We start from the raw sequence: 21,021 nt of genomic DNA, 5'->3' as shown, positions 1-21,021 counted from the left end.
AGCCGTTTTTCGGCCCATTTTTGTCATAAACGCAGTCAGTAACTCGCATTGGCTCGCGGTCGCCAGTCATAAACGCAGTCAGTAACTCGCATCGCCCCACCGCCGCCAGTCATAAACGCAGTCACTAGTGCGCGTTGGGGTTAAGAGACAAATCCTGAGTGATGCGGTGGCATGAAAAAGCCCCCGCCTTGGTAGCGAGGGCTTAGCGTTTACGCTGGTGATTAGCGCTTCTGTGCGTCTGCGAGAATCTGGCGACCTGCGACCATGCGGCAAATCTGGTTAGTGCCCTCGTAGATCTGGGTGATCTTGGCGTCACGCATCATGCGCTCAACCGGGAAGTCACGGGTGAAGCCGTAACCGCCGAGCAGCTGCACGGCATCGGTGGTGACCTGCATAGCAACGTCAGAGGCGAAGGTCTTGGCGTTTGCGGCCATCAGACCCAGGCGAGCGCCGCCCTCAGCAGTGCCGCGCTCAGCGTTAGCGGCTGCGGTGTAGACCATGAGACGAGCAGCGTCAATCTTCATACGCATGTCAGCCAGCATGAACTGGGTGTTCTGGAAAGCAGCAATCGGCTTGCCGAACTGCTGACGCTCCTGCACGTAACCAACGGCGTAGTCGTAAGCACCCTGCGCGATGCCCAGTGCCTGTGCACCAATAGTCGGGCGGGTGTGGTCCAGGGTCTCCAGGGCAGTCTTGAAACCGGTGCCCTCTTCGCCGATGATGCGGTCAGCCGGGATGCGGCAGTTTTCGAAGTACAGCTCCGCGGTCGGGGAACCCTTGATACCCAGCTTGTGCTCCAAGCCACCGACGCGGAAACCCTCGTCGTCCTTGTGGACCATGAATGCAGAGATGCCGTTAGCACCCTTCTCCGGGTCGGTGACAGCCATGACGGTGTACCAGGTGGAGCGGCCACCGTTAGTGATGAAGCACTTGGAGCCGTTGAGGACCCACTCATCGCCCTCACGGACCGCGCGGGTCTTCATGGAACCGGCATCCGAACCGGCCTCACGCTCAGTCAGTGCGTAGGAAGCCATTTCACCGTTGGCGATGTCCGGCAGGACCTTGCTCTTCAGCTCGTCGGAGCCCTTGAGGATCAAGCCCATGGTGCCCAGCTTGTTCACAGCCGGGATAAGAGAAGCCGAGCCACAGACACGAGCAACTTCCTCAATGACAATGCAGGCCGCAACCGAGTCCGCACCCTGGCCACCGAACTGCTCCGGCACGTGGACGGCGTTGAAGCCAGCCTCGTTGAGAGCCTTCAGGGCCTCCTCCGGGAAACGCTCGTTCTCATCGACGTCCGCTGCGTACGGAGCAATCTGCTTCTCCGCCAGATCACGGATAACGGCGCGGAGCTCCTGGTGCTCCTCTGGCAGCTGGAACAGGTCGAATCCTGGGGTCAAAGCCATGTGGGTGTTCCTCCCGATTTAATGATTCCGATGTCGTGTTCGATATCGCGCTCTACGCATTTCTACGCAGCACTATCACCGCACGACGTATTTATCTTCGTTCGATACTAGTGGCTAACGCTTCGCTCTACCCGCGAAATTCGTAAAATTCTCGCGTTGCCGCTCGGCGCCCACAGAATAAACTGCGCGAGGAATTCCCGCAGCAGCGATGTCGCCCAGTACCTCAACGGCGTATAGGCGCCGACGACACACCAGGATTCCAGCCCCCGTTCGCGCATGAGCTTCGCTACCCGTGGCGCATGAAAATCACTGGTCACAACAACCGTTCCAGCGCTCAACGAACCGTCCATGCCGCGCATCAATTCGCACGCATAGTCAATGTTTTCCGACGTATTCGTCGATTGGTCCTCGGGGATCAACTCGATGTCGCCACGCTTTACGACGTCCCCAGCGTTCGCCTCCAACCACTCCACCATGGCGTCCGCTTCGGAGCAGGTGGCATCTGTCACCGCTTCACTGCCGACCCCACCGGAGCAGATGATTCGCTCGGTACGCTCATCACACGCTGAGACTGCTCGCTGTAATCTTCTGGCCAGCAGGGCCGAGGGCCGATTGTTCTTCAATCCGCATCCCAGTACAACCACGGTGTGTGGCGGCAGAGTTGGTTTTTGGGCTGCACATCGAAGGCGAACGGCCTCGAAAACGATCGCTGCGGCTCCTGGTACTGCGAGGCCGGCGAGCAGGGGCGTCGTCAAGCGATGCGATGCGCGAGCGTAGTAGGCGCGGCAGCTGGCCAGTGTCCACGCGGCACCTACTGTGGGAAGAACCCACCGCGGAGGTCTGCGATTGGGCAGGCGTGGTGGGCGTAGCTCCGAATTAGCGGCGACGCGTAGTCCGCCGACGAGGAGCATGGAACCGAAGCCTGCACCGAGGCACGCGAGTGTTTTTCTCATCAGAGCTTCCACGTTAACTGTTCTGGGACGTTGATGGTCCAGTCGACGAGCTGTTGCGGATTGTGCTTCGCCATATGCTGGGATTCCTGCTCGGCCCACATGTCCCAGTGTTCCTCGAAGTGGTCGTCGCGAGCCATGGCACGGGCAAATCGAGTCTGTGTGTCCAGCTCTACCCAGACTCCCCAGGCGTTGCCGTCGCCGATGGCGCGGGCAGCGGCAAGGTTAGCTTCAGTGACAGCGCCGCAGCCTTCGACGATGAGCGAGGAGTCCGGTGGCGTGGGGACCCACTCGGCGAATTCACTGGCGTACCAGTCCCACCGGCGATACCCGCGCTCATCGGCCGGTAGAGCGGGGTTCAAAATGGTCTCCGCAACTGCGGCCGATGCTTTCTGCAGACCGGACCAGCCCGGATATACATCCTCCAAGTGGATAACTGGCCAACCGAGGATACTGTGCAACTTTGCCGAAAGGGTGGTTTTGCCACTGCCGGAACGGCCGTCGATAAGCAGAATCATCGTGATCGAAACACCTTTGCTACGCTACGCCCAGGAAGCGGAACTCCCCGGCCCACACGGAAATACTGATTGCTGCGACGGCGATGGCAAGGCAGGCGGCCATGGTGGCATAGTCACGCGTGGCCAATGTCGAGGTGTGCCACCACGTACGCTTAATCGGTGCGCCAAAGCCGCGGGCTTCCATGGCCGTAGCCAGTTTGGTTCCGCGGCGCAGCGCAAACACCAGCAGAGCGAACACCTGGGAAATAGTGCGGCGGATTGCGCCGTGGTCACCCAAACCGCGTGCTCGACGGGCTCGGGTCAGCGCCTGCCAATCGCTGATGAATAGGCCGACGAGCCGCAAACTCGCCACCGTTGCCAGCACAAACCGGCTGGGCAGCTTGAGAATCTGCGCCAGCCCATTGCCCAGATCGGTGGGGTCGATATTGGCTGTCAACACGACAACTGGAGTACCGATAGCCAGCACACGCAACATAATCGCGATGGCCAGGGAAATAGAATTATCCGTCACATGCGCAAGCAGGAAGGAGAAATACTCTTTGCCCTCCGGGTTGCCGTAGAGCGCCATCGAGATTCCAGAGATGGGCGCGGCGATAAGAAGTGGCAGGCTGCGTCCTAGAAAACGACGAAAACCCAAACCCGACAGCGGCACCAAGAAAAGCGTGCAGACAAGCGCGACCACTGCGGAGACCCAGTCGATGGAAATCAGCAGCGGTGTGGTGAGCAAGAACAGGCCCAGTACTCTCGCTACCGGGTTGACCGTCGCGAGGAAAGGCTGCTTACTCGAAGTGCCGCTCTGCGTACCTTCAGCCGTACCGGCGGAACCGACTTCAGTCACAATTTCCCTCCTGCTTCGCCCTGGCCGCGCGAACCGCTATTGCTGCTCGGACCGGCCTGCTCCCCCGAACCAGGCTGTCCCAGCGCCGCACGGTCTAACCGCTTCAGATGAAACATATCCATGTCGACGACGTAGTCCCCCATCGCTTGTACCACCAATGGATCGTGGGTAATCGAAATAACCGTTCGGCCGTCGTCAGCAAGCTGGCGAAGCAAAGTGAGCAGCTCGGTGAATGTCCGGCGGTCTTGGCCGAACGTCGGTTCGTCGAGAAGCACAATATCCGGCGCTGTCGCCAGCATTGTCGCCACCGACAGACGTCGCTTCTCACCGCCCGAGAGTGAGAACGGATTCGCCTTGGTCAGAGCCGTTAGCCGCAGCCGCTCAAGTAATTCCTCGATGCGCTGATCAGCGTTGACACCGACAAGCTTGGGGCCAAGCTGCAACTCTTCCAGCACTGTGCCGGTGACAAATTGATGCTCGGGGTCTTGGAAGACCGTGCCAATCCGAGTAGCCAACTTCTTCGACGGCCATCTCCACGGCGCACTACCGCTGCCGGCCACTTGGACCGTGCCCGCCATCGGCTCAAGCAGGCCGCCGAGCGTCAGCGCTAACGTGGACTTCCCGCTGCCGTTGTGACCAACGATGCAGGTGGAAGCTTCGGATGGGATAGAAACGGATACTCCGCGAGCAATAGGATCAACAGTTTCGCTACCCCTGAACCACGACTTCTTCGCGCCATAGCCGATGTCCAGCTCGCGGGTTTCGATCGCGATGTCACCGCTAGGGTGCCCGTCCTGGTCGCAGGCAACTGAACGCGCATCCGGCAGCGCGGGCGGAGCACCCGGAATCCACACCCCAGCATCCGTCAGAGCCTGCCCGTAGTCTTCCAAGACCCGATGCGGTGCACCATCGGCAATCACACCTCCGCGGCCCAGCACGATGACGCGGTCGACCACATCGACCCACGCATCCACTCGATGCTCGACCACAATCAGTGCCGCACCGGTCCTCTCCGCCGCGGTAATCGCAGCATCGCGTAGTACCGGCACACCGGCCGGGTCGATGTTGGCCGTCGGCTCGTCCAAACAAATAACCCGTGCGCCCATTGCCAGCACACCTGCCAATGCGAGGCGCTGCTTCTGCCCACCCGAAAGTCTGTGCGTGGGATGATCCAGCGGCAAATCCAGCCCCACCAAATCCAGGCTGGCGCGCACTCGGTTGCCAATCTCAGCTGGGGCAACGCCCAGGTTTTCCGCACCAAAGGCAACATCGTCGCCAACGCGAGCACTAATCGTCTGCGAGTCAGGGTCTTGCAGCACCAAGCCCACCGAACCCCGTGCGGAAGCAGGAGTACGACCTTCAATCAGGAGCTTTCCGGTGGCTTCGCCATCGGAGTCGTCGCCAAGCACGCCAGCAATAGCGGCGAGCAGCGTCGACTTCCCCATCCCCGACGCGCCGAGCAACAGCACCTTTTCACCGCGCTCGATGTCCAGCGTGATGTCGTTCAGTACCGCAGCTTTGCGCCCCGCGTGCCGATATCCGAACCCCCGCGCGCTCACCGCAGGGACATTTCCGCTTGACGACGGCCCCCGCGTCAACGCCTCATCTGTCATCGATTTTCCTAGACGTCGTCGTGCCGCTCTCGCCCGATGGCAAAACGATCCAGCGCTCCAGTTGCCGCCAGTGCCTTAGCCAGGAAGTAAGCCAGCAGACCGGCGAGGACGGCACCCGACAGCGCCGTGGAGATCAGGTAGATGACGTTGAATTCGAAAGTCTTGGCCAGGTTGCCAGTGAAAAGCTCGAAAGTCCATGCGCCAACACCTGCCATGAGACCGGAGATAACCACGGTGGCCAGGTTGTAGCTCTTATACGCCAGAATGAGGAACACCAGCTCCGCGCCGAGCCCCTGCGCCAAACCTGAGTACAGGGTGGAGATACCCCACTGGTTACCGATCAGTGCTGAAACCGTCGCCGCGATTACCTCGACGAAGATAGCTGCACCCGGCTTGCGAATGATGTACGCGCCGAGCGGACCACCGAGGAACCACATACCAGCGACCAAACCGCCAAGACCAGGAGTAAGCGCGTTGACTGCTTCATAGCCCGCACCGCCGATGATGTTCCAGATAACAAAAATCAGGCCAACGGCCACGCCGATAACAGCTGCAATGATGATGTCAATATTGCGCCACGAGAAGTTAGCGCGCGCTGCACTCGCCGATTGCGTCATCCCACTTGCTCCTATTTTTCTTTAACTCGAGCGGTATTGCTCAAACATTATTGATGTATTCATTAGCGGCGTATGAAGCCTGTGTCGACACGCCCTAAGCACTAACTTTTGCCTACCCTACCGCGCCCAGCAGATGGCCTAGATAACATAAGGAACCATGACTAAAGCCGAGCGGTCATCTACAGGAGATACCCCAACTGCCCAACCCCCTCATACGCCGACAGTCGGCGATGAGGGGACAGCCGCGGATTCCGCAGTGAAAACTGCCGAGGACCCTGGTGCTGACAACACCGCTGAGCAGGAAAGTTCTCGCCCATACTACATGCCCACATTGACGTGGGGCGAGCGACTTGACCTGTCTGCGAAGCAGTGGTGGCCACTCATCGGAGTTGTTATTGCGATACAGCTTGTCGCTCGCATTCTGGTGCTGACTAGCCATGGTTTTTACTGGGATGACTTCATCATTGTTGGCCATCTTTACGACACCCCACTGCTGAGCAAGGACTACCTGCTTCAGGATCACGACGGGCACCTTGCACCACTGGCCTTCTTGGTGCAAGGCCTCTATCACCTCATCGCACCGTGGAACTGGTGGCTACCGGCTATCACCATGGCCGTGATGTCGGTAGTGCTGACATACGCCACAGCTAAACTCTTTGAGCTTCTCACCGGCCGCACGCTGGTGTCTCTCTTCCTCATCACGATCGTCGCCTGGACACCGCTGATGCTTCCGGGCGACACCTGGTGGTCGGCCGCGGCCAATTCCCAGCCGTTCCACCTAGCATTTGTGGTTTTCATGATTGTCGCTATTCGCACGACTATGCGTCGTTCCTTCGGCCCTCGCCCGTGGGAGGCCGTAGGCCTGTTCGTGCTGCTGGCCGTGGCGCTCGGGTTCTTTGAGAAGTCCCTGGCTATCGCACCGATCTCCATGCTGGTTGTCGTCACTTTGGCTTACATGGAGCGCAGAAATATCCTGCAGGTTCTCCGCCGTGGCCTCGTCATCTGGATCCCATCGATGCTGCTGACCGGCGCCTGGGCACTGTGGTACTACTTCGGCCCCGCCGAAACCACTGGCTTCATTTCCGACAAGCTACAGCCCGAACTGTTCTTCAACGGCCTTGGCCAGATTTTTGCCGGCATCATCGGCGGACCAACAAGCTGGGAACGCTGGGCTCCGGGACAGCCGTTTGCCTCCGCTTCGTCTCAGCTGATTACTCTCGGCGGCATTATCCTGTTGATTCTGTCCGCCACCCTCATCGGCCGCGATTACCGTGGCTGGGCTCCGTGGACGCTATCGGTGGCGTACATGTTCACCACCTTGTTCGCCATCACCCTGTTCCGCTCGGGAGAGAACACCTCTGGCGTGCTGGCGCACACTTTGCACTACTACTCTGATGTCGCGCTCGTGATCGTAATCTGCGTCGCGATCTCCCTGGCTGGACTCCCACCGAAGGACGAGGCGCCAGCGCTGCTACCGGCTCGTACGCACATTCTGATTTGGTCGCTGGGCATCGCGCTGGCTGTCACCTCCACGATTTCCGTGGTCACTTACCGCAATGCCTGGTCTGATGACATCGCAATGGAGTGGATCGGCAACACCAAGGCGTCGCTGTCCGCGCTGCGCGAGGAAGCCGATGCCGCTGGCCCCGACAAGGCGATCGACTACAATCTCATCGACCAGCCCGTCCCCTTCGAAGTTCTCGTGCCCGTCGCCGCTCCGATGAACATGTACTCGCGGGTGTTTGATGCGGTCTCCGATCGCCCGCCGTTTGAGCGCGTCACCGGTCACCCGCGCATGTTCAATACAGACGGTTCGCTTATCGACGCCAAGGTCTCCGAGGTCACCCGTGTCACTGACGGCCCTGTCGAGCAGTGTGGCCATCGCATCACAGTTGGCGAGGACGGCACCGCGTCGGAGGACATCAAGTTGGAGAACATCATCAAGCTCGGTGACTGGGTGCTTGAGTTCCCGGCCACCGCCTCCGAGGACATGGATGTGCGCCTGTCGCTCCCCAATCCTTTCGAGACTGAAGAGCAAACCCGCGGTGGTTCCACAGTCGTGAAGATGAACAACGATCTGCGACCGCGCTATGTGTACCTCAACGGTGGCGGAAATACTCTCCATGTCGATGTGGAAAAGGCGACTCCGGGGGCAACCCTATGCATCGGCGCGGGGGCGATTGGCCCCTTGGTTCCCGCAAGCCGTTAAGAATCCTCTAAGATATTGCTTTAAGATAATGTGAGAAAAGTTTATTAGCCCCTTGTAGCTATTGTTTTTCCGACAGAGGAGCCACATCCATGCGTAACCGCATCGCCGGCGCTATCGCCGCATCCGCCATTGCCGCAGCAGCCCTGGTCGCTTGCTCTCCCCCGAATCAGGTTGACTCGGACGTGAAGGTCGGCGACCAGGCCAACCCGTCGGAGACCTTCGAGCAGAAGGCCACCACTCCGGCATCCTCCGACGAGATGACCCCTGCTGAGACCGCAGAGATGTAATCACTGCATCTGCGAAAACAGGGGTAGCCAGCAAACATAAACGCAGTCACTACCCCTTGTGCCCACTCATCGATGGGGCACGAAAGAATTACCGCCTGGACATTGTGTCCGGGCGGTTTTGGTTCTCCGGGGCAGCCTAGAGCCGCCTAGAGAGCCTAGGAAAACTCAAATTCCACGTGGTCACCATCACGGATCACCGCGCTGGTTGCGCCGTTTTCCAGGTTCAGCTCGACAACGAGCGAGGGCATCTCGCCGGAAGCTCCAGCCTCACCCGAGGCTCCGGCAGCATCGTCCACGAGCGCCGCGTCGGTTGCGGTCACGCGGTAGCGAAGAAAACCATTGCGCAATTCATCAGTCTCCACGCGAGCGGAGTGCAACCATGGGAACCGGCGTCGCACCGCAACGAGCTGCTGGTAAGCGCGGTAGAGGTCCTCACCAAGCGCAGAGAGTTCCTCCGGGCTATCCGGGAACACTGGTCGAATCTGGTCGTCACCGCCGATGCGTTCCTCTTTGAGACCGGTGTAACCCTGTTCGTCGCCGTAGTAGACCAGCGGCACACCGGCCACGGTAAACAGCACCGTCGCCGCCAGCACGGCCTTGTCGGCCCCTACCTGCGTCGCAATGCGTGAAACATCGTGGTTGCCCACAAACGTCACCGGCACAAAAGACTCCGCGAAGGTATTATGGCGCTTCAGAGTCCAGTCCAACTCGAAGAAGTTTTCCTCCTTCAGCGCAGACCAGGTCGCTTTCCACAGCTCGTACTCCGTCACCGAGTCCATGCCGGACACCGACACAATCTCCGCATAGTCACCGTGGATGACCTCGCCGTAGATAAAGGCGTGCGGGTGCTCAGCACGCACTCGCGGCAAAACCTTGTGCCAAAGCTGTGGGTCCACTGCGTAGGCCGCATCCAGTCGCCAGCCATCAATCCCCCGCGCCAGCCAGTAATTCATCACGTTGACGACAAAATCAACAGTCGCGTCACTGGTGTGATCGAATTCGACCAAACTCTCATGGCCCTCAAACACCGGCGCGGTCATGTCGCCATCTGAGTGAGTAAACGCAAAGAGCTGTGCTTCTTCAGAGTCAGGGTTTTCCTTCGCGGTCTTCAACGCGGGTGCCTCTGCCCCGATGTGGTTGAAGACGCCGTCGAAAAGCACTTTGATGCCGCGCTCATGGGCAGCTTCGATGACAGCCTTCATGTCCTCTTCGGTACCCAGGCGCGAGTCAATGCGGTAGTAGTCCTCGGTATCGTAGCCGTGGCTAGTCGACTCGAATACTGGAGCCAGCTGCAGGACGTTGAGCCCGAGCTCCTGGACGTACGGAAGCCAGTCAATCAGTTTGCGAATTCGATTGACCGGCGCGGCGCCTCGATCCTTCTCACGGATGGGCGCTCCCACAAACCCCAGTGGATAGACGTGCCATCCAATCGCCCACTTCGACCACTCAGGTGCGGCAGCGAGCGTCTTATTAGGGGCGTTGGGGGTCGTGGACATTGTCCTATGCATCCTCTCTAGGTGCCTGAGGCTGATTGGAATTATCTGATGCCGCCGCCTCAGGACTCGGTGAGGTCTCCCCCGCCGATTCGCTTGACGACGCCCGCGCCTGGCCCGCATGCGACTGTGGCGTGCCAAGGCCTGCCTTCCGCGGCCGTGGAGGCACGGAACCTGCTGCGGGCATGGTCGGAGATGTGGCAGGTCGCTCCGGCGGATGATTCTTCGACGGGTTCAGTGCGTCGAGCGCGATTTGGATTTCCGTGCGCATGCCATTGACCATGGCTCTCTCCACAATTTTAAACTTGGAATTGTGGAGAAAGAAGGGATTACCCGCTTCCGGGCCACCGGTGCCGAGGAACATGTAACAGCCCGGCGCTTCACGAGAAAAATAGGAGAAGTCATCCGAAGGAGCCCACGGATCGGCGGCGAACACCTTGGAGTTGCCAACTGCCTTCGTCGCCGCATGCCAGGCACGATTGACTGCAATGTCGGCGTTGACCACCATCGGGTACGGAATCTGCCAGTCGAAAGTCGCCTGTGCGCCGTGAGCTTGGCAGACGCCGTTGACGACGGCCTCGATACGCTGGCAGACAATCTCCCAGTCGGCCTCATCCACCGAGCGGATGGACACTTCCAGGTTGGCCGTATCCGGAATCACGTTGCCGGCCTCACCTGAATGCAGTGAGCCGACGTTGACGATGTTCATGTGCTTTGGATCCACATCGCGGGAGACAATCGTGTTCAGCATGAGAGTCACCTCACTGGCGATGAGCACCGGGTCAATCGACAGCTGTGGGTTCGAGGAGTGACCGCCACGGCCACGAATCGCGATGGAGACAATGCCCGACATGGTTGTCACTCGCCCAGCGCAAATTCCCACATGCCCCACCGGATGCGGCGCGACGTGGAAGGCATAGACCTCATCCAAGTCATCGGCGGCACCCTTGTCGACCAGCTCACGAGCACCGCCCGGCAGCATTTCTTCGGCGTGCTGGAAGATGCACAGCACCTTGCCGTGCAGCTGATCGCGCATTCCAGAGAGCACCTTCGCCGTGCCCAGCAGCATCGCCGTGTGAACATCATGACCACAGGCGTGCATCACACCTGGCGTGCGCGAGGCATACGGCAGTCCCGTTTCCTCCTGAATCGGCAGGGCGTCAATATCCGCGCGGTAGCCAATCACACGGCCAGTGCTGGGGTCGCCCGCTGTTCCCTCGATGACGCCAATTACGGACGTCGGGGTCAACCGGTACGTCGGGATGTCCCACTGATTGAGCAAATCCTCAATCATGTCCGAGGTCCTGTACTCCCGGAAGCTCAGCTCCGGATTCTGGTGCAGTTGGCGACGCCATGCCACCGCCTCTTCGATAGGTACTTCAAGGCGGTGCGACGGCAGGGTGTCGTTAGCATCAGTCATGGTTCATAGCATGACAGAAAATAGGCTCCACGACGAGCAGCTACGGAAATTCCCTCACCCATTTTCGCTTCACGACGGCCACAGCGCCCCGACATCTCCCCTGCTAGAGGCGACTTCAGCGCTGCCAGCGAGCTGCTAGTGTCCGGCACCCCAGAAATCCACGGTGAGTTCGGCCAACCACCATGGGTCAATCGTGCCGCACATCTCACGCGCCGAGTGCATGGAGACCATCGCAGCTCCGATATCGATGGTGTCGATACCCAGTCGCGTTGCAGTGATCGGGCCGATAGTGGAGCCGCATGGCTTGTGGTTCGCAGAGACAAAATACTGCACCGGCACTTCCTGGCCAATGCGCTTGGAGGTTTCCGCTGCGATTCGGACAACCTCCGCCTGACCGGCCGCCGTGGTGGCGTAGCGCTGGTTGGCATTGATCTTCACCACCGGGCCGGCATTGAGTTCCGGCTGGTGCCCCGGCTCGTGTTCGCCTGCATAGTTCGGGTGCACACCGTGTGCGCCGTCAGCAGAGAGACAGATGGAACCGCGGTAGAGCTGCTGAGTGCGTTCCAGGTCAGCGCCCGTGGCCGCTGCGATGCGGGACAGAACGTCGGCAAGCAGTGGCCCTGCAGCGCCCGTGGTGGAGGCGGACCCAACTTCCTCGTGATCGAAAGCGACCATGACGGGGATGGTGGTTGACGTGCTCCAGTTTTGACGGAGCAAGGTCTCGAAGGCGACCAGGGAGGAGTGGACGCTGAGCAGGTTGTCGAGTCGGCCAGAAGCCAGGAACTCATCGTGAGCACCGAAGGTGCGCGGCTGCTGAGTGTCGAAGGAAATGAGGTCCCAGGCGACGATGTCGTCGATAGACAGTCCCGCAGCATTAGCGATGATCTGGTGCACATCGGTGCCGAAGGTATCCAGTCCGATGATTGGTGCAGTGTGATTCTGCCTGTGGAGCTTCAACCCCTCTTCGTTAACCGCACGATTGAGGTGGATAGCCAACTGCGGGATACGCGCGACCGGGCCAGTGCGAGCAAGGTGCTCATGGCCGTTTTTATCAATTACCCGACCAGCGAACTCGATTTCACGGTCGGTCCAGCTTCCCAACAACGCGCCGCCATAGACCTCTACAGCGACCTGCGCATAGCCTGCGGCGGAGGTGCGCGCGTTGGGCTTCACACGAAAACCGGGCGAATCCGTGTGAGAACCCACAATACGGAAACCGGTGAAATCGGCAGCCGGCGTCTCCGGGACGACCCAAGCAACGGCAGCGCCATCGCGACGCAGGACGTAGGCACCGGGCTCGCTTGGCCACTGCTCGTGCTCGTCGACGACCGTGGCACCGGCTGCACTCAGACGGTCAACGACCTGTTGTGCCGCATGAAATGAGCTTGGCGACGCAGCCACAAAATCTATTAAATCCTCAACGTGACTGAGCGCTGCCGCCGGAACGCTGCGCGATGCCGCGTCCGAGGTATCCGCTGAATCCGGGGACTCAGGGGTGGGTGCCGAAGAAATAGCCATAACCAAACTCCTACTTCACATTTGATTCCGGATTTCATTGTATTGGAGCCCACAACTGACCGTGACCGAGCATTAAGCCGGTCCACAGTGTGATGCAGCTTTCATGTTGGGAACGGTATCCACTTAGTCACTTTTGCCCGTTTTAACTCGATATCGGGCATATTCAGACATATAGTGGCAACCGCATCAAAGAAAACCATTTGAATACAGAAACTCTCAAACCGGAATCCTGACCGGATTCCGACCACAGAAAGGGTTTATACCGTGAGCCTTGAAAACCTGTTCCCCCGTTCTTTCACTACCAAGCGCGCCTTCTTCTCTCAGCCGCTGCGCGAAGCTCTTACCCGCGACACCAGCAGTGACGCTAACGCAGTCCACTTCGGCCACCAGGTTAAGAGCGCCCGGAACGAGATTTACAGCGACATGTCTGCCCGTGACATCGTCTCTATGCTGAGCCGCTAAATCTAGCGCTTCCTCAAGTCGAATAAGACCATTGGCTCTGGCTGAGGAAATTTTAATGTCTCCGCGGCAGCTAATTCACTGCCAAAACCAGCTCCAACCTCGCCTGCATCACCATCGCCGTACCGATGTACCGCAAACGCGTGGCAGCCACCAACAACTAGCATCAATGCCAGCGTCAAGAGCATCGCAGTAATCCCCGAGTACACAAATCCGCCGGTATACGGCGTAGCAGCAATCGGGTTTGTCACAGGGAACGTCAGCAGGACCACTAGCAACGCAATACCGATATACGGCCACTGTCTGGTCAATCGGTTCCGCGCCATGGCGGCCAAACCGAACACAGGCGTGACCAGCATCAACATGTAGTGGGTCCAAAGAATCGATGAGAATGTGGCTGCAATAAGCCACGCGCCGGTGATTAGAAACTCAAACCGGTAGACCGGGTTCAACCACGCAACTGCCGTGACCATCAACACCACGCCGAGCGCAATACACAGTGGAATCGTTTTCACGTGACTCGGATAATCACGAACCACTGTTACTAATAAATCAGGATTGCCCAGGTCTGTGGCTAAAGTCGACGCCAACGACTGATTCGCACCACCGACCAAGACCGACGCACCAATGTCGTCGATTCGGTCAATCCAGTCCGAAATAACCGGCATGTCAATGCGGATAAACATCCAGACCGCCAGTACCGCCGTGGTGGCCAGCGACCAGAGGGCTGCGCGCCGTCGATAAGCGAAAAAGAGCATCACGGCGATGAGCGCATACGGAGTCAATTTAATGGATGCGACAATGCCGAGGACGATGCCCGCGAGCCAAGGACGAGTGCGCGAGGCAGCAAGCCCATAGGCGACGCCCGCGACAATCAGCGGTGTCGTCTGACCAATCCAGAACGAATTGAGAGTGGTCGGCAGGGCGAATACGCATGCGGTAACCAGCGCTGCGATGCCCCAGGGCATGGTCGACCGAAACCACAGGTGGTAGGAAGCTGCGACCAGGACCACGACGGCCATTCCGGAAAGAAACAGCAACCAAGCAACCGAGGTTTCAAAGCTCATGACGTGGGATATCGCTCCCAGAGCCTTTGCAAACAAAGGGTTTTGCACAAAGGGATGCGTAAATGGCGCAGACACTTCCTGCGCCAGGCGTGGCCAGACCTCTCCGCTCATGGCGGTGAAATCGATTGGATCGGCATCATAGAGATGGGACTCAAGTCCCCTGTCCATCAGTAGCCCGCCCACCCAGAGCGACGCCCAATCGTCCGGCTGGGTGCGGCCATTCCAGGCCAGCAGCGAGGCAAGACCACCGAGCAGCGAGACCAGCATAAGAGGCCAGCTCATCACAGGCGATTGCGTCAGCGCAGGGGCCTGATTGGGTTTGCGAACCCATATTTTTCGCGAGGCCCGCGACGGAGACTCCGCAACAGCACGTTGCGACTCCGCAACCTGTGACGATGCCCCATCCTGTGACACCGGTCCTTCTGCCCGACTATGCCGTCCCACGTTCCTCCTCATCGCTGGTAAGCGCCTCTATCTAATGTAGTGATTCCACTACAGCAGTGGTTACAACCCGCAGGAACCCGCAAGGTATGACGGCTTACTTTGAACGAAGTGCCAGGTAGACGACAGTTGGCGGCTGTGATGGTCGGAGGGACTACCGGAACTGCGAAATAGTGCCGATGGTCGTGATCAGCTGATCTCCATCGCTGTCGACCACGGCGGCAATGGGCATACGCTCCATCTCGTCCGGGCCGACATCGTAGCCCTGCGAGACCTCTGCCGTAATAATCTTTCCGGTCGGGCCGTCCTCAATGCGCGGATTACGGACGACCACATGAACCAGACTGAACTTCGCGGTGAAGTGAACTTCTCCGCGGTAGCTCTCCCCTTTGGCATCGCTGCTGTCATTGTCGCGGGTGAATGAAACGACTCCGGCCTCAGGCTCTAGGGCACCGTTCTTGGCAGTGACGCCACCACCCAGTGCGCCGAATACCTTCTCCAGCGCAGATACAGAAATTACTAAATCCTCACTCGAGGGAGCCGGAGCATTCTTGCCCGGAGCATCCGAATAATTCAACGGAATATAGATTTCCTCGGCCGCATTAATCGAGCCGGCTGCCGGGTAGACGTAAATGCCCCAGTTATCACCAGCTGGAGCCTCTGGCGGGTCAACAACAATGCGGGCTTCAAAACTGCCGTCATCTGTCATCGGAGTAGCCTGACGAGCGATAGAACGCCGCATATCGACGCCCTGGTTCGGTATCGCCTCGAGAGTTCCAGCCGGCGTGACCCAGGCAATGTTGTCGTGCGGATGTTTCCGCGCCGAAGACGGAGCACCTTCACTTGGCTTCCACGAGTCTGGGAACGCACTGTAGAGAACGTAAACACCATTGGGCACACCCGGAGGAATTGGAAGCGGGTAACCACCACGGTTGGCCGACGGATTGAAACCACTGCCGCGAACAATAAGAACATCGCCGCGATGAACCGTGGCACCTTCAGCTGGTGTGCCGTCTTCAAAAGTGACAGTAACTTCCGGGGATTCGACATACTGTGAATCCTGCGGCTGGAAGTTCTCCGCTGGATTGATCACATTGGGAAAATTGTCCGGCACGATTGGTTTCGCAGTTTCAGCCATTGCCGGGGACACAAACGCCGAAAGAACCATGGCGCCGGACAGCGAAACCGCAGTAGCAGCTCTGCGCGCACTCCGCCCCACCGGTCGACGCACGCCTTCTCCAGCCGTGGATGATTCAGAGCTGAATGAACGGCGAGTGTTGCGAGTGTTGCGAGCACCTGCGAGATGGCGGTGGGAATTATCGAAAGTCAGGAATCTCAGGCTGTGCATACAAGCAATGTACACCCCACTAGTTAGGTGTACCTAACGCCTTTATGAAGGTGCGCCTTACCCTCCCCCCGTTTGAGCCTCAACACTGAGGCCGGCAGAAATAGCTGAAAGCAAAAGAAAACCGCGGCCAAGCCCAATAGAGCTAGACCGCGGCTTACTTCAGCATCTTCTAAGACAACCAACTACTCCGCGGTAATCGGCAGGTAGACGCGGCTGCCCTGATCAGCGAACTCCTGGGACTTCTCAGCCATGCCGGCCTCGATCGCTTCAACGGAGTCCAGGCCGTGTTCCTTCGCGTAGTCCTGTACGTCCTTGGAAATACGCATGGAGCAGAACTTCGGACCGCACATGGAACAGAAATGCGCAGTCTTTGCCGGCTCTGCAGGCAGAGTCTCATCGTGGTAATCCAGCGCAGTGTCCGGATCCAGAGCCAGTGCAAACTGGTCATGCCAACGGAACTCGAAGCGAGCCTTCGACAGCGCGTCGTCACGCTCCTGAGCGCGCGGCAGCCCCTTCGCCAAGTCGGCGGCGTGAGCGGAAATCTTGTAAGTAATCACGCCGACTTTGACGTCGTCGCGGTTCGGCAGCCCCAGGTGCTCCTTCGGCGTGACGTAGCAAAGCATGGCGGTGCCAGCCTGCGCAATGATTGCCGCACCGATAGCCGAGGTGATGTGGTCATAGCCCGGCGCGATATCGGTTGCCAGCGGGCCGAGGGTGTAGAACGGAGCTTCCTCACACCACTCCTCTTCCCACTTCACGTTGTCGGCGATCTTGTGCATCGGAACGTGGCCTGGACCTTCGATCATGACCTGGCAACCACGGGACTTAGCGATCTTGGTCAGCTCGCCGAGGGTGCGCAGCTCAGCCAGCTGGGCTTCATCGTTAGCATCGGCAATGGACCCCGGACGCAGGCCGTCACCGAGGGAGAACGTGACATCGTACTGCGCCAAAATGTCACACAGCTCAGCGAAGCGCGTGTAGAGGAAGCTCTCCTGGTGATGCGCGAGGCACCATGCGGCCATGATTGAGCCACCGCGGGAAACAATGCCCGTCACGCGATTGGCGGCCAGCGGCACGTAGCGCAGCAGCACACCCGCGTGAACGGTCATGTAATCCACGCCCTGTTCACACTGCTCAATGATGGTCTCACGGTAGATTTCCCAGGTCAGCTTGGCCGGGTCACCCTTGACCTTCTCCAGCGCCTGGTAAATCGGCACCGTACCAACCGGCACCGGGGAGTTACGCAGAATCCACTCGCGGGTTTCGTGAATGTCCTTGCCAGTGGACAGGTCCATGATGGTGTCCGCGCCCCAACGAGTCGCCCACACCATCTTCTCCACCTCCTCAGAGATGGACGAAGTCACAGCCGAGTTACCAATGTTGGCGTTGATCTTGGTGGCAAAGCGCTTGCCGATAATCATCGGCTCAGTCTCCGGGTGCTTGTGGTTCGCCGGAATCACGGCACGACCCGCAGCGACCTCTTCGCGCACAACTTCCGGATCCACACCTTCACGAGCGGCGATGAAAGCCATCTCCGGGGTGACAATTCCCGCGCGCGCCCAAGCCAGCTGCGTCTTGACCTTCGGGGCGTCCTCAGAGCCTGCAACCGCCGGCACTGCCGGAGCCTTCGGCCACGAGTCACGAGTCTTAGCCAAACCCTCCTTCAGGTTCAGCTCCGGGTTTTCCTCGGTGTAGATACCCGAGGTGTCGTACGCATCGAAGTGAGTACCGTCCGTCAGATTGATTCGACGAACTGGAATCCGCAGGTTCGCCTCACCGAAATCGTTGCTGAACGCAACCTCGTCGTAATGCTTGTTGCTGCGGTAAATCGGGCCAGTTGTAACCTCGCCCTCTTTCGGCGGAGCGGATACAGATACACGTGCAGCCATGAAGCAACACATCCCTTTCCTACGCTGGTATTACCCAGATTCAGGTTCGTCCGGTCGACGCTCGGTTCCTAGCGTCCTCTCAGTGCCGGAATTTCGGTTGGCACTCCCGTGGTTTTGTAATGCGCCTCATAGTCTAACCAATCGTTCGGATTACTTCGGTCATTACGCCCATGTTTGCCGCCAACGCTTAACGACGGCACGGAGAACACACCCTAAAGGTGCAGGTTGCGGCTGTGCAGAGGCGCTGTTTTTCGCGGCGACCGCGTTGTCCACACCCCTAAAAAGTTATCCACAGTCGGTCTATTTTTTCGGCTTCTCAGCAAGCGCAATTGTGAACGCGGTGTTATATCTTTCTCACACAAATTCTTTGGGGAGGGAAAATTGAAAAAGGCGACTACTGCCGCCCTAGTGTCAGCACTTCTATGGGGAGTAACGGGGACTAGTTGCGCATCGACCAAGGCTTCCGGCGAGGACGTTCAACCTGTCGGCGACAATGCGACAACCATCACTACTGACTCGGGCGTGACGTTACCTGCGGGTGTGCTTCCACCCAACAATCCGCCGGAGCCCGGTGATGCTCCACTTGGCCCCGATGGGCACTACAACTACGACGCACCCGAATTCGTCCTGACCAATCCGTGTGACGACCCTGAGATTATGGGGCGCTTAGACAGGCTGGGGTTCCGGGAGCAGTCGTACATGGAGGGCCGAATCGAAGGAAATAAACAGATCGGCTGCGTTATCGAATCCGACGCTTCCGGCCTGCTGAGCATCTGGCATGCTGCGGTCGCTCATTCACAACTCGAACGCTACAGTGCCGAGCCTTTGGCTCATCACGAAGGGATTTTCAATTGGGTGACATTCACTCAAATCAATCCGCTCGGAAGCTCTGCCTGTATTGCTTCTGTCGAAACAGAGCAAGGGGCTCTCGGATTCGTTATCGATACAACCGGACAAGATAGCCCTGACCCACAGCACCGGCTGTGCGCTCCCGTAAATGAGCTGTTAATTGATTACTTGGGGGAAGAATCATGATGCATGCCGTAATTCCAACAATCGACTCTGCAATTCAGAAGTTCCATTCCACGAATTTGCTGGCAAATAATGCCATCCATATCCAGCCCAACTTGGCCGGCTACTCACAGGTTCCGTCACTCCAGCTGGTGGCGACAGAACACAGTCTCGCAATTTCCGGCAGCTCAGGAAGCTCTGCCGCCGTCGGATTGTCTCTGGGCAAACAGCTCACGTGGGCGCAAACAAATCTCGCTGACTTCCGTCGCGTGATTACTGAGCACGAATCCACCATGAATCGGATCCTTCGAAGCATTAACCCGTTCAATGGTGACGGTGCTTCCATTGCCGAAGTAGCGCGAACAAGCGGTGTATTTCAGCGTCGGCCAATGTTTGAAGCTGGAAGTCTCACTTTCGCGCCAGTCACACTTTCTGCGGAACTCGATCTTGATGCGAAGTCCCTACTATCCATGTTTTCCTCGACAAACGACGGTGCCGTAGCCGAGGCAATCGCCTACTGGAACAACTTCGCCGAAACTATGACCACGTTGGCCAGCAATCTAACCTCCATCTCATCCGGCTTGGTGTCGAGCAACAGCGGTGCTGTCTTCTCTGCTGCTGACTCAACAATGAAAGGTCTGGCCGCACGCGCAACCAGCATCGCCACCGCATCTGAGGTCATGGCCGGACACCTTGCCGTTTTGCCGTCCGTTAAGGCAATGGCCGTCAATGCACTATCGGCGATTGAGGCCGAGTCCAAGGCACTCCCAAACCCCGGCGCGCAGAAAGCTTTTGAACAGGCCGAGGTAGCTGCCTTTCTCTCTGGCCCGTATACCGCACAGCTACAGACCGCTATTCCTCGAATTCCTAACCTGGTTTCTGCCGATGCGGGAAGTGGCGTGACTGCCGAGGTTTCCGTTGGAGCCACAGTCGCCGGACGCTCGGGAACTAGCCAGTTCGGTCTTTCGCCTGCGGGGATGACTGGAAGCATGCAGGCCGCCAGCGCACCAGTTGGCGCCACCTCAACAGTTCCGGATTCTCCAACACCGCAATCCACAGCCGCGAGCCCTTCCGCTCCTTCGCAGGTTCAACCGAGCACTTCGACTTTGTCGAACCCTACTAATCCGTCTGCTACCCCTGTGCACCCCGCATCACCTGGCAGCCCAACGAGCTCCACAATCTCGCCAACTTCCCCGACCGGTACATCGACTATGGCTCAACCGAATGCGGCGAATCCAGCCATGGTCGCTCCTTCGGGCGCGAGCGCCCCACTTCAACGCACATCACCGCAAGGCGTTTCGTCTTACGGAGTTCACGGCAACCGACCGGCTGGCTCCCTCGGTGCAGGACGCACTGCGGGGCTCACACCAGCGGGCAATATCCCGGTACTGCCGTCTTCTGGAAACGCAAGCCCCCGCCCACCGGCCTCGGGAATTCCGACTTCAAGTCTTGGACGTATGCCAGCGCCAACAGCGGGTCGCGAGATGGGAACCGGCTTGGGTGCCGGGGTCGCTGGGTCTGCCTTGCCAAACGCTTCGAACAGCCCTGCACAGCGCGGAAGTGGATTGATGAATTCCCTAATCAGTGCGCGCAACAGTGCTACTACCGGAGCTACGGGTGCTGCTGGCGGAATCGCGGGTACCGCTGCTGGAAACCGTGGTGCAGGGACTTTCGCGGCCACCACTGCGGGCAACCGTGGCGGACTACTCCAAAAGAACTCCGCACCGTCGGCACGCAAACTGACAAATGTGGCCACCATCAGGGATAACGATGCCGGCGCTTTCGAGCAGAACGAATACCAGAAGGAGCTTTTCGGGGATGCGCCAATCACTATCCCGGCGGTGATAGGCCACAACGTCCGAGCGTAAAGCTCCGAGCGTAAAGTCAGCGCGTCCAAGCTGATCTTTACCCGCTCGGGCGCCACGGGGGATCGAACG

17 protein-coding genes and 1 riboswitch are annotated in these 21,021 nt (G+C 58.8%); of the genes, 5 read left to right on the top strand and 12 right to left on the bottom strand.

Features of this window, described 5'->3' with window-relative positions:
• Positions 1 to 221: 221 nt before the first annotated feature.
• The 6 genes from CRD18_RS02235 to CRD18_RS02210 form a co-directional block, all read right to left on the bottom strand.
• Positions 222 to 1,406, bottom strand: coding sequence for an acyl-CoA dehydrogenase family protein (locus CRD18_RS02235; RefSeq protein WP_016422383.1), 1,185 nt, complete (start codon positions 1,404 to 1,406; stop codon positions 222 to 224).
• Positions 1,407 to 1,513: 107 nt separating this feature from the next.
• Positions 1,514 to 2,359, bottom strand: coding sequence for a YdcF family protein (locus CRD18_RS02230; protein ID WP_187406481.1), 846 nt, complete (start codon positions 2,357 to 2,359; stop codon positions 1,514 to 1,516).
• Positions 2,359 to 2,874 (bottom strand): hypothetical protein, encoded by a 516-nt coding sequence (locus CRD18_RS02225; protein ID WP_070566832.1) that lies wholly within the window; start codon positions 2,872 to 2,874, stop codon positions 2,359 to 2,361. The genes CRD18_RS02230 and CRD18_RS02225 overlap by 1 nt, the downstream gene beginning before the upstream one ends.
• A 19-nt stretch (positions 2,875 to 2,893) precedes the next feature.
• Positions 2,894 to 3,712: an energy-coupling factor transporter transmembrane protein EcfT gene (locus CRD18_RS02220; protein ID WP_147722539.1), complete on the bottom strand. Its 819-nt coding sequence runs from the start codon at positions 3,710 to 3,712 to the stop codon at positions 2,894 to 2,896.
• Positions 3,709 to 5,325, bottom strand: coding sequence for an ABC transporter ATP-binding protein (locus CRD18_RS02215; protein ID WP_070605532.1), 1,617 nt, complete (start codon positions 5,323 to 5,325; stop codon positions 3,709 to 3,711). Before CRD18_RS02215 ends, CRD18_RS02220 begins: the two co-directional genes overlap by 4 nt.
• An 8-nt stretch (positions 5,326 to 5,333) precedes the next feature.
• Entirely contained in the window at positions 5,334 to 5,942 is a 609-nt protein-coding gene (locus CRD18_RS02210) for an ECF transporter S component (protein WP_049189346.1), read from the bottom strand.
• 157 nt (positions 5,943 to 6,099) lie between these two features.
• On the opposite strand from CRD18_RS02210, the gene CRD18_RS02205 reads away from it, so the two are divergent.
• Positions 6,100 to 8,151, top strand: coding sequence for a hypothetical protein (locus tag CRD18_RS02205; protein ID WP_187406480.1), 2,052 nt, complete (start codon positions 6,100 to 6,102; stop codon positions 8,149 to 8,151).
• A gap of 89 nt (positions 8,152 to 8,240) precedes the next feature.
• A complete protein-coding gene (locus CRD18_RS02200) occupies positions 8,241 to 8,438 on the top strand; it encodes a hypothetical protein (protein ID WP_049172707.1) in 198 nt (65 codons plus the stop codon).
• Between the two features lie 155 nt (positions 8,439 to 8,593).
• Here CRD18_RS02200 and CRD18_RS02195 read toward each other — a convergent pair whose 3' ends face one another.
• From CRD18_RS02195 to CRD18_RS02185, 3 genes are all read right to left on the bottom strand, one after another.
• A complete protein-coding gene (locus CRD18_RS02195) occupies positions 8,594 to 9,934 on the bottom strand; it encodes an alpha-amylase family protein (protein ID WP_049172705.1) in 1,341 nt (446 codons plus the stop codon).
• 4 nt (positions 9,935 to 9,938) lie between these two features.
• Positions 9,939 to 11,351 (bottom strand): M20 family metallopeptidase, encoded by a 1,413-nt coding sequence (locus CRD18_RS02190; protein ID WP_048732929.1) that lies wholly within the window; start codon positions 11,349 to 11,351, stop codon positions 9,939 to 9,941.
• 135 nt (positions 11,352 to 11,486) lie between these two features.
• The gene (locus tag CRD18_RS02185) at positions 11,487 to 12,869 is read right to left on the bottom strand and encodes a M18 family aminopeptidase (RefSeq protein WP_049172704.1); all 1,383 of its coding nucleotides are present in this window, start codon (positions 12,867 to 12,869) and stop codon (positions 11,487 to 11,489) included.
• A 264-nt stretch (positions 12,870 to 13,133) separates the two neighbouring features.
• On the opposite strand from CRD18_RS02185, the gene CRD18_RS02180 reads away from it, so the two are divergent.
• On the top strand, positions 13,134 to 13,331 hold the full coding sequence (locus CRD18_RS02180) for a hypothetical protein (RefSeq protein WP_048732933.1): 198 nt from the start codon (positions 13,134 to 13,136) through the stop codon (positions 13,329 to 13,331).
• Positions 13,332 to 13,333: 2 nt separating this feature from the next.
• On the opposite strand, the gene CRD18_RS02175 is transcribed toward CRD18_RS02180, so the two are convergent.
• The 3 genes from CRD18_RS02175 to thiC form a co-directional block, all read right to left on the bottom strand.
• Positions 13,334 to 14,677: a glycosyltransferase family 87 protein gene (locus tag CRD18_RS02175; RefSeq protein WP_224784043.1), complete on the bottom strand. Its 1,344-nt coding sequence runs from the start codon at positions 14,675 to 14,677 to the stop codon at positions 13,334 to 13,336.
• A gap of 313 nt (positions 14,678 to 14,990) precedes the next feature.
• The gene (locus CRD18_RS02170; RefSeq protein ID WP_224783802.1) at positions 14,991 to 16,184 is read right to left on the bottom strand and encodes an HtaA protein; all 1,194 of its coding nucleotides are present in this window, start codon (positions 16,182 to 16,184) and stop codon (positions 14,991 to 14,993) included.
• 182 nt (positions 16,185 to 16,366) lie between these two features.
• Positions 16,367 to 18,073: a phosphomethylpyrimidine synthase ThiC gene (gene thiC / locus CRD18_RS02165; protein WP_150960945.1), complete on the bottom strand. Its 1,707-nt coding sequence runs from the start codon at positions 18,071 to 18,073 to the stop codon at positions 16,367 to 16,369.
• Positions 18,072 to 18,193: riboswitch (TPP riboswitch) on the bottom strand. It overlaps the preceding gene by 2 nt.
• A gap of 288 nt (positions 18,194 to 18,481) precedes the next feature.
• Here thiC and CRD18_RS02160 point away from each other — a divergent pair.
• Both CRD18_RS02160 and CRD18_RS02155 read left to right on the top strand, forming a co-directional pair.
• Complete coding sequence (locus tag CRD18_RS02160) at positions 18,482 to 19,108, top strand: hypothetical protein (protein WP_240593314.1); 627 nt, start codon at positions 18,482 to 18,484, stop codon at positions 19,106 to 19,108.
• On the top strand, positions 19,105 to 20,952 hold the full coding sequence (locus CRD18_RS02155; protein ID WP_070705964.1) for a hypothetical protein: 1,848 nt from the start codon (positions 19,105 to 19,107) through the stop codon (positions 20,950 to 20,952). The genes CRD18_RS02160 and CRD18_RS02155 overlap by 4 nt, the downstream gene beginning before the upstream one ends.
• Positions 20,953 to 21,021 lie beyond the last annotated feature (69 nt).

This window comes from Corynebacterium sp. LK31, assembly GCF_014335015.1.
GTDB classification, from domain to species: domain Bacteria; phylum Actinomycetota; class Actinomycetes; order Mycobacteriales; family Mycobacteriaceae; genus Corynebacterium; species Corynebacterium jeikeium_D.
Note: the sequence above shows the minus strand (reverse complement) of the source record. Positions and strands in the feature narration are given on the sequence as shown.

Coding starts and splice junctions, on each gene's coding strand:
- CRD18_RS02170 (WP_224783802.1), bottom strand. CDS start 16,184: ATGCACAGCCTGAGATTCCTGACTTTCGATAATTCCCACCGCCATCTC.
- CRD18_RS02190 (WP_048732929.1), bottom strand. CDS start 11,351: ATGACTGATGCTAACGACACCCTGCCGTCGCACCGCCTTGAAGTACCT.
- CRD18_RS02175 (WP_224784043.1), bottom strand. CDS start 14,677: ATGAGCTGGCCTCTTATGCTGGTCTCGCTGCTCGGTGGTCTTGCCTCG.
- CRD18_RS02185 (WP_049172704.1), bottom strand. CDS start 12,869: ATGGCTATTTCTTCGGCACCCACCCCTGAGTCCCCGGATTCAGCGGAT.
- CRD18_RS02235 (WP_016422383.1), bottom strand. CDS start 1,406: ATGGCTTTGACCCCAGGATTCGACCTGTTCCAGCTGCCAGAGGAGCAC.
- CRD18_RS02230 (WP_187406481.1), bottom strand. CDS start 2,359: ATGAGAAAAACACTCGCGTGCCTCGGTGCAGGCTTCGGTTCCATGCTC.
- CRD18_RS02205 (WP_187406480.1), top strand. CDS start 6,100: ATGACTAAAGCCGAGCGGTCATCTACAGGAGATACCCCAACTGCCCAA.
- CRD18_RS02210 (WP_049189346.1), bottom strand. CDS start 5,942: ATGACGCAATCGGCGAGTGCAGCGCGCGCTAACTTCTCGTGGCGCAAT.
- CRD18_RS02200 (WP_049172707.1), top strand. CDS start 8,241: ATGCGTAACCGCATCGCCGGCGCTATCGCCGCATCCGCCATTGCCGCA.
- CRD18_RS02195 (WP_049172705.1), bottom strand. CDS start 9,934: ATGTCCACGACCCCCAACGCCCCTAATAAGACGCTCGCTGCCGCACCT.
- CRD18_RS02225 (WP_070566832.1), bottom strand. CDS start 2,874: ATGATTCTGCTTATCGACGGCCGTTCCGGCAGTGGCAAAACCACCCTT.
- CRD18_RS02215 (WP_070605532.1), bottom strand. CDS start 5,325: ATGACAGATGAGGCGTTGACGCGGGGGCCGTCGTCAAGCGGAAATGTC.
- CRD18_RS02155 (WP_070705964.1), top strand. CDS start 19,105: ATGATGCATGCCGTAATTCCAACAATCGACTCTGCAATTCAGAAGTTC.
- thiC (WP_150960945.1), bottom strand. CDS start 18,073: ATGGCTGCACGTGTATCTGTATCCGCTCCGCCGAAAGAGGGCGAGGTT.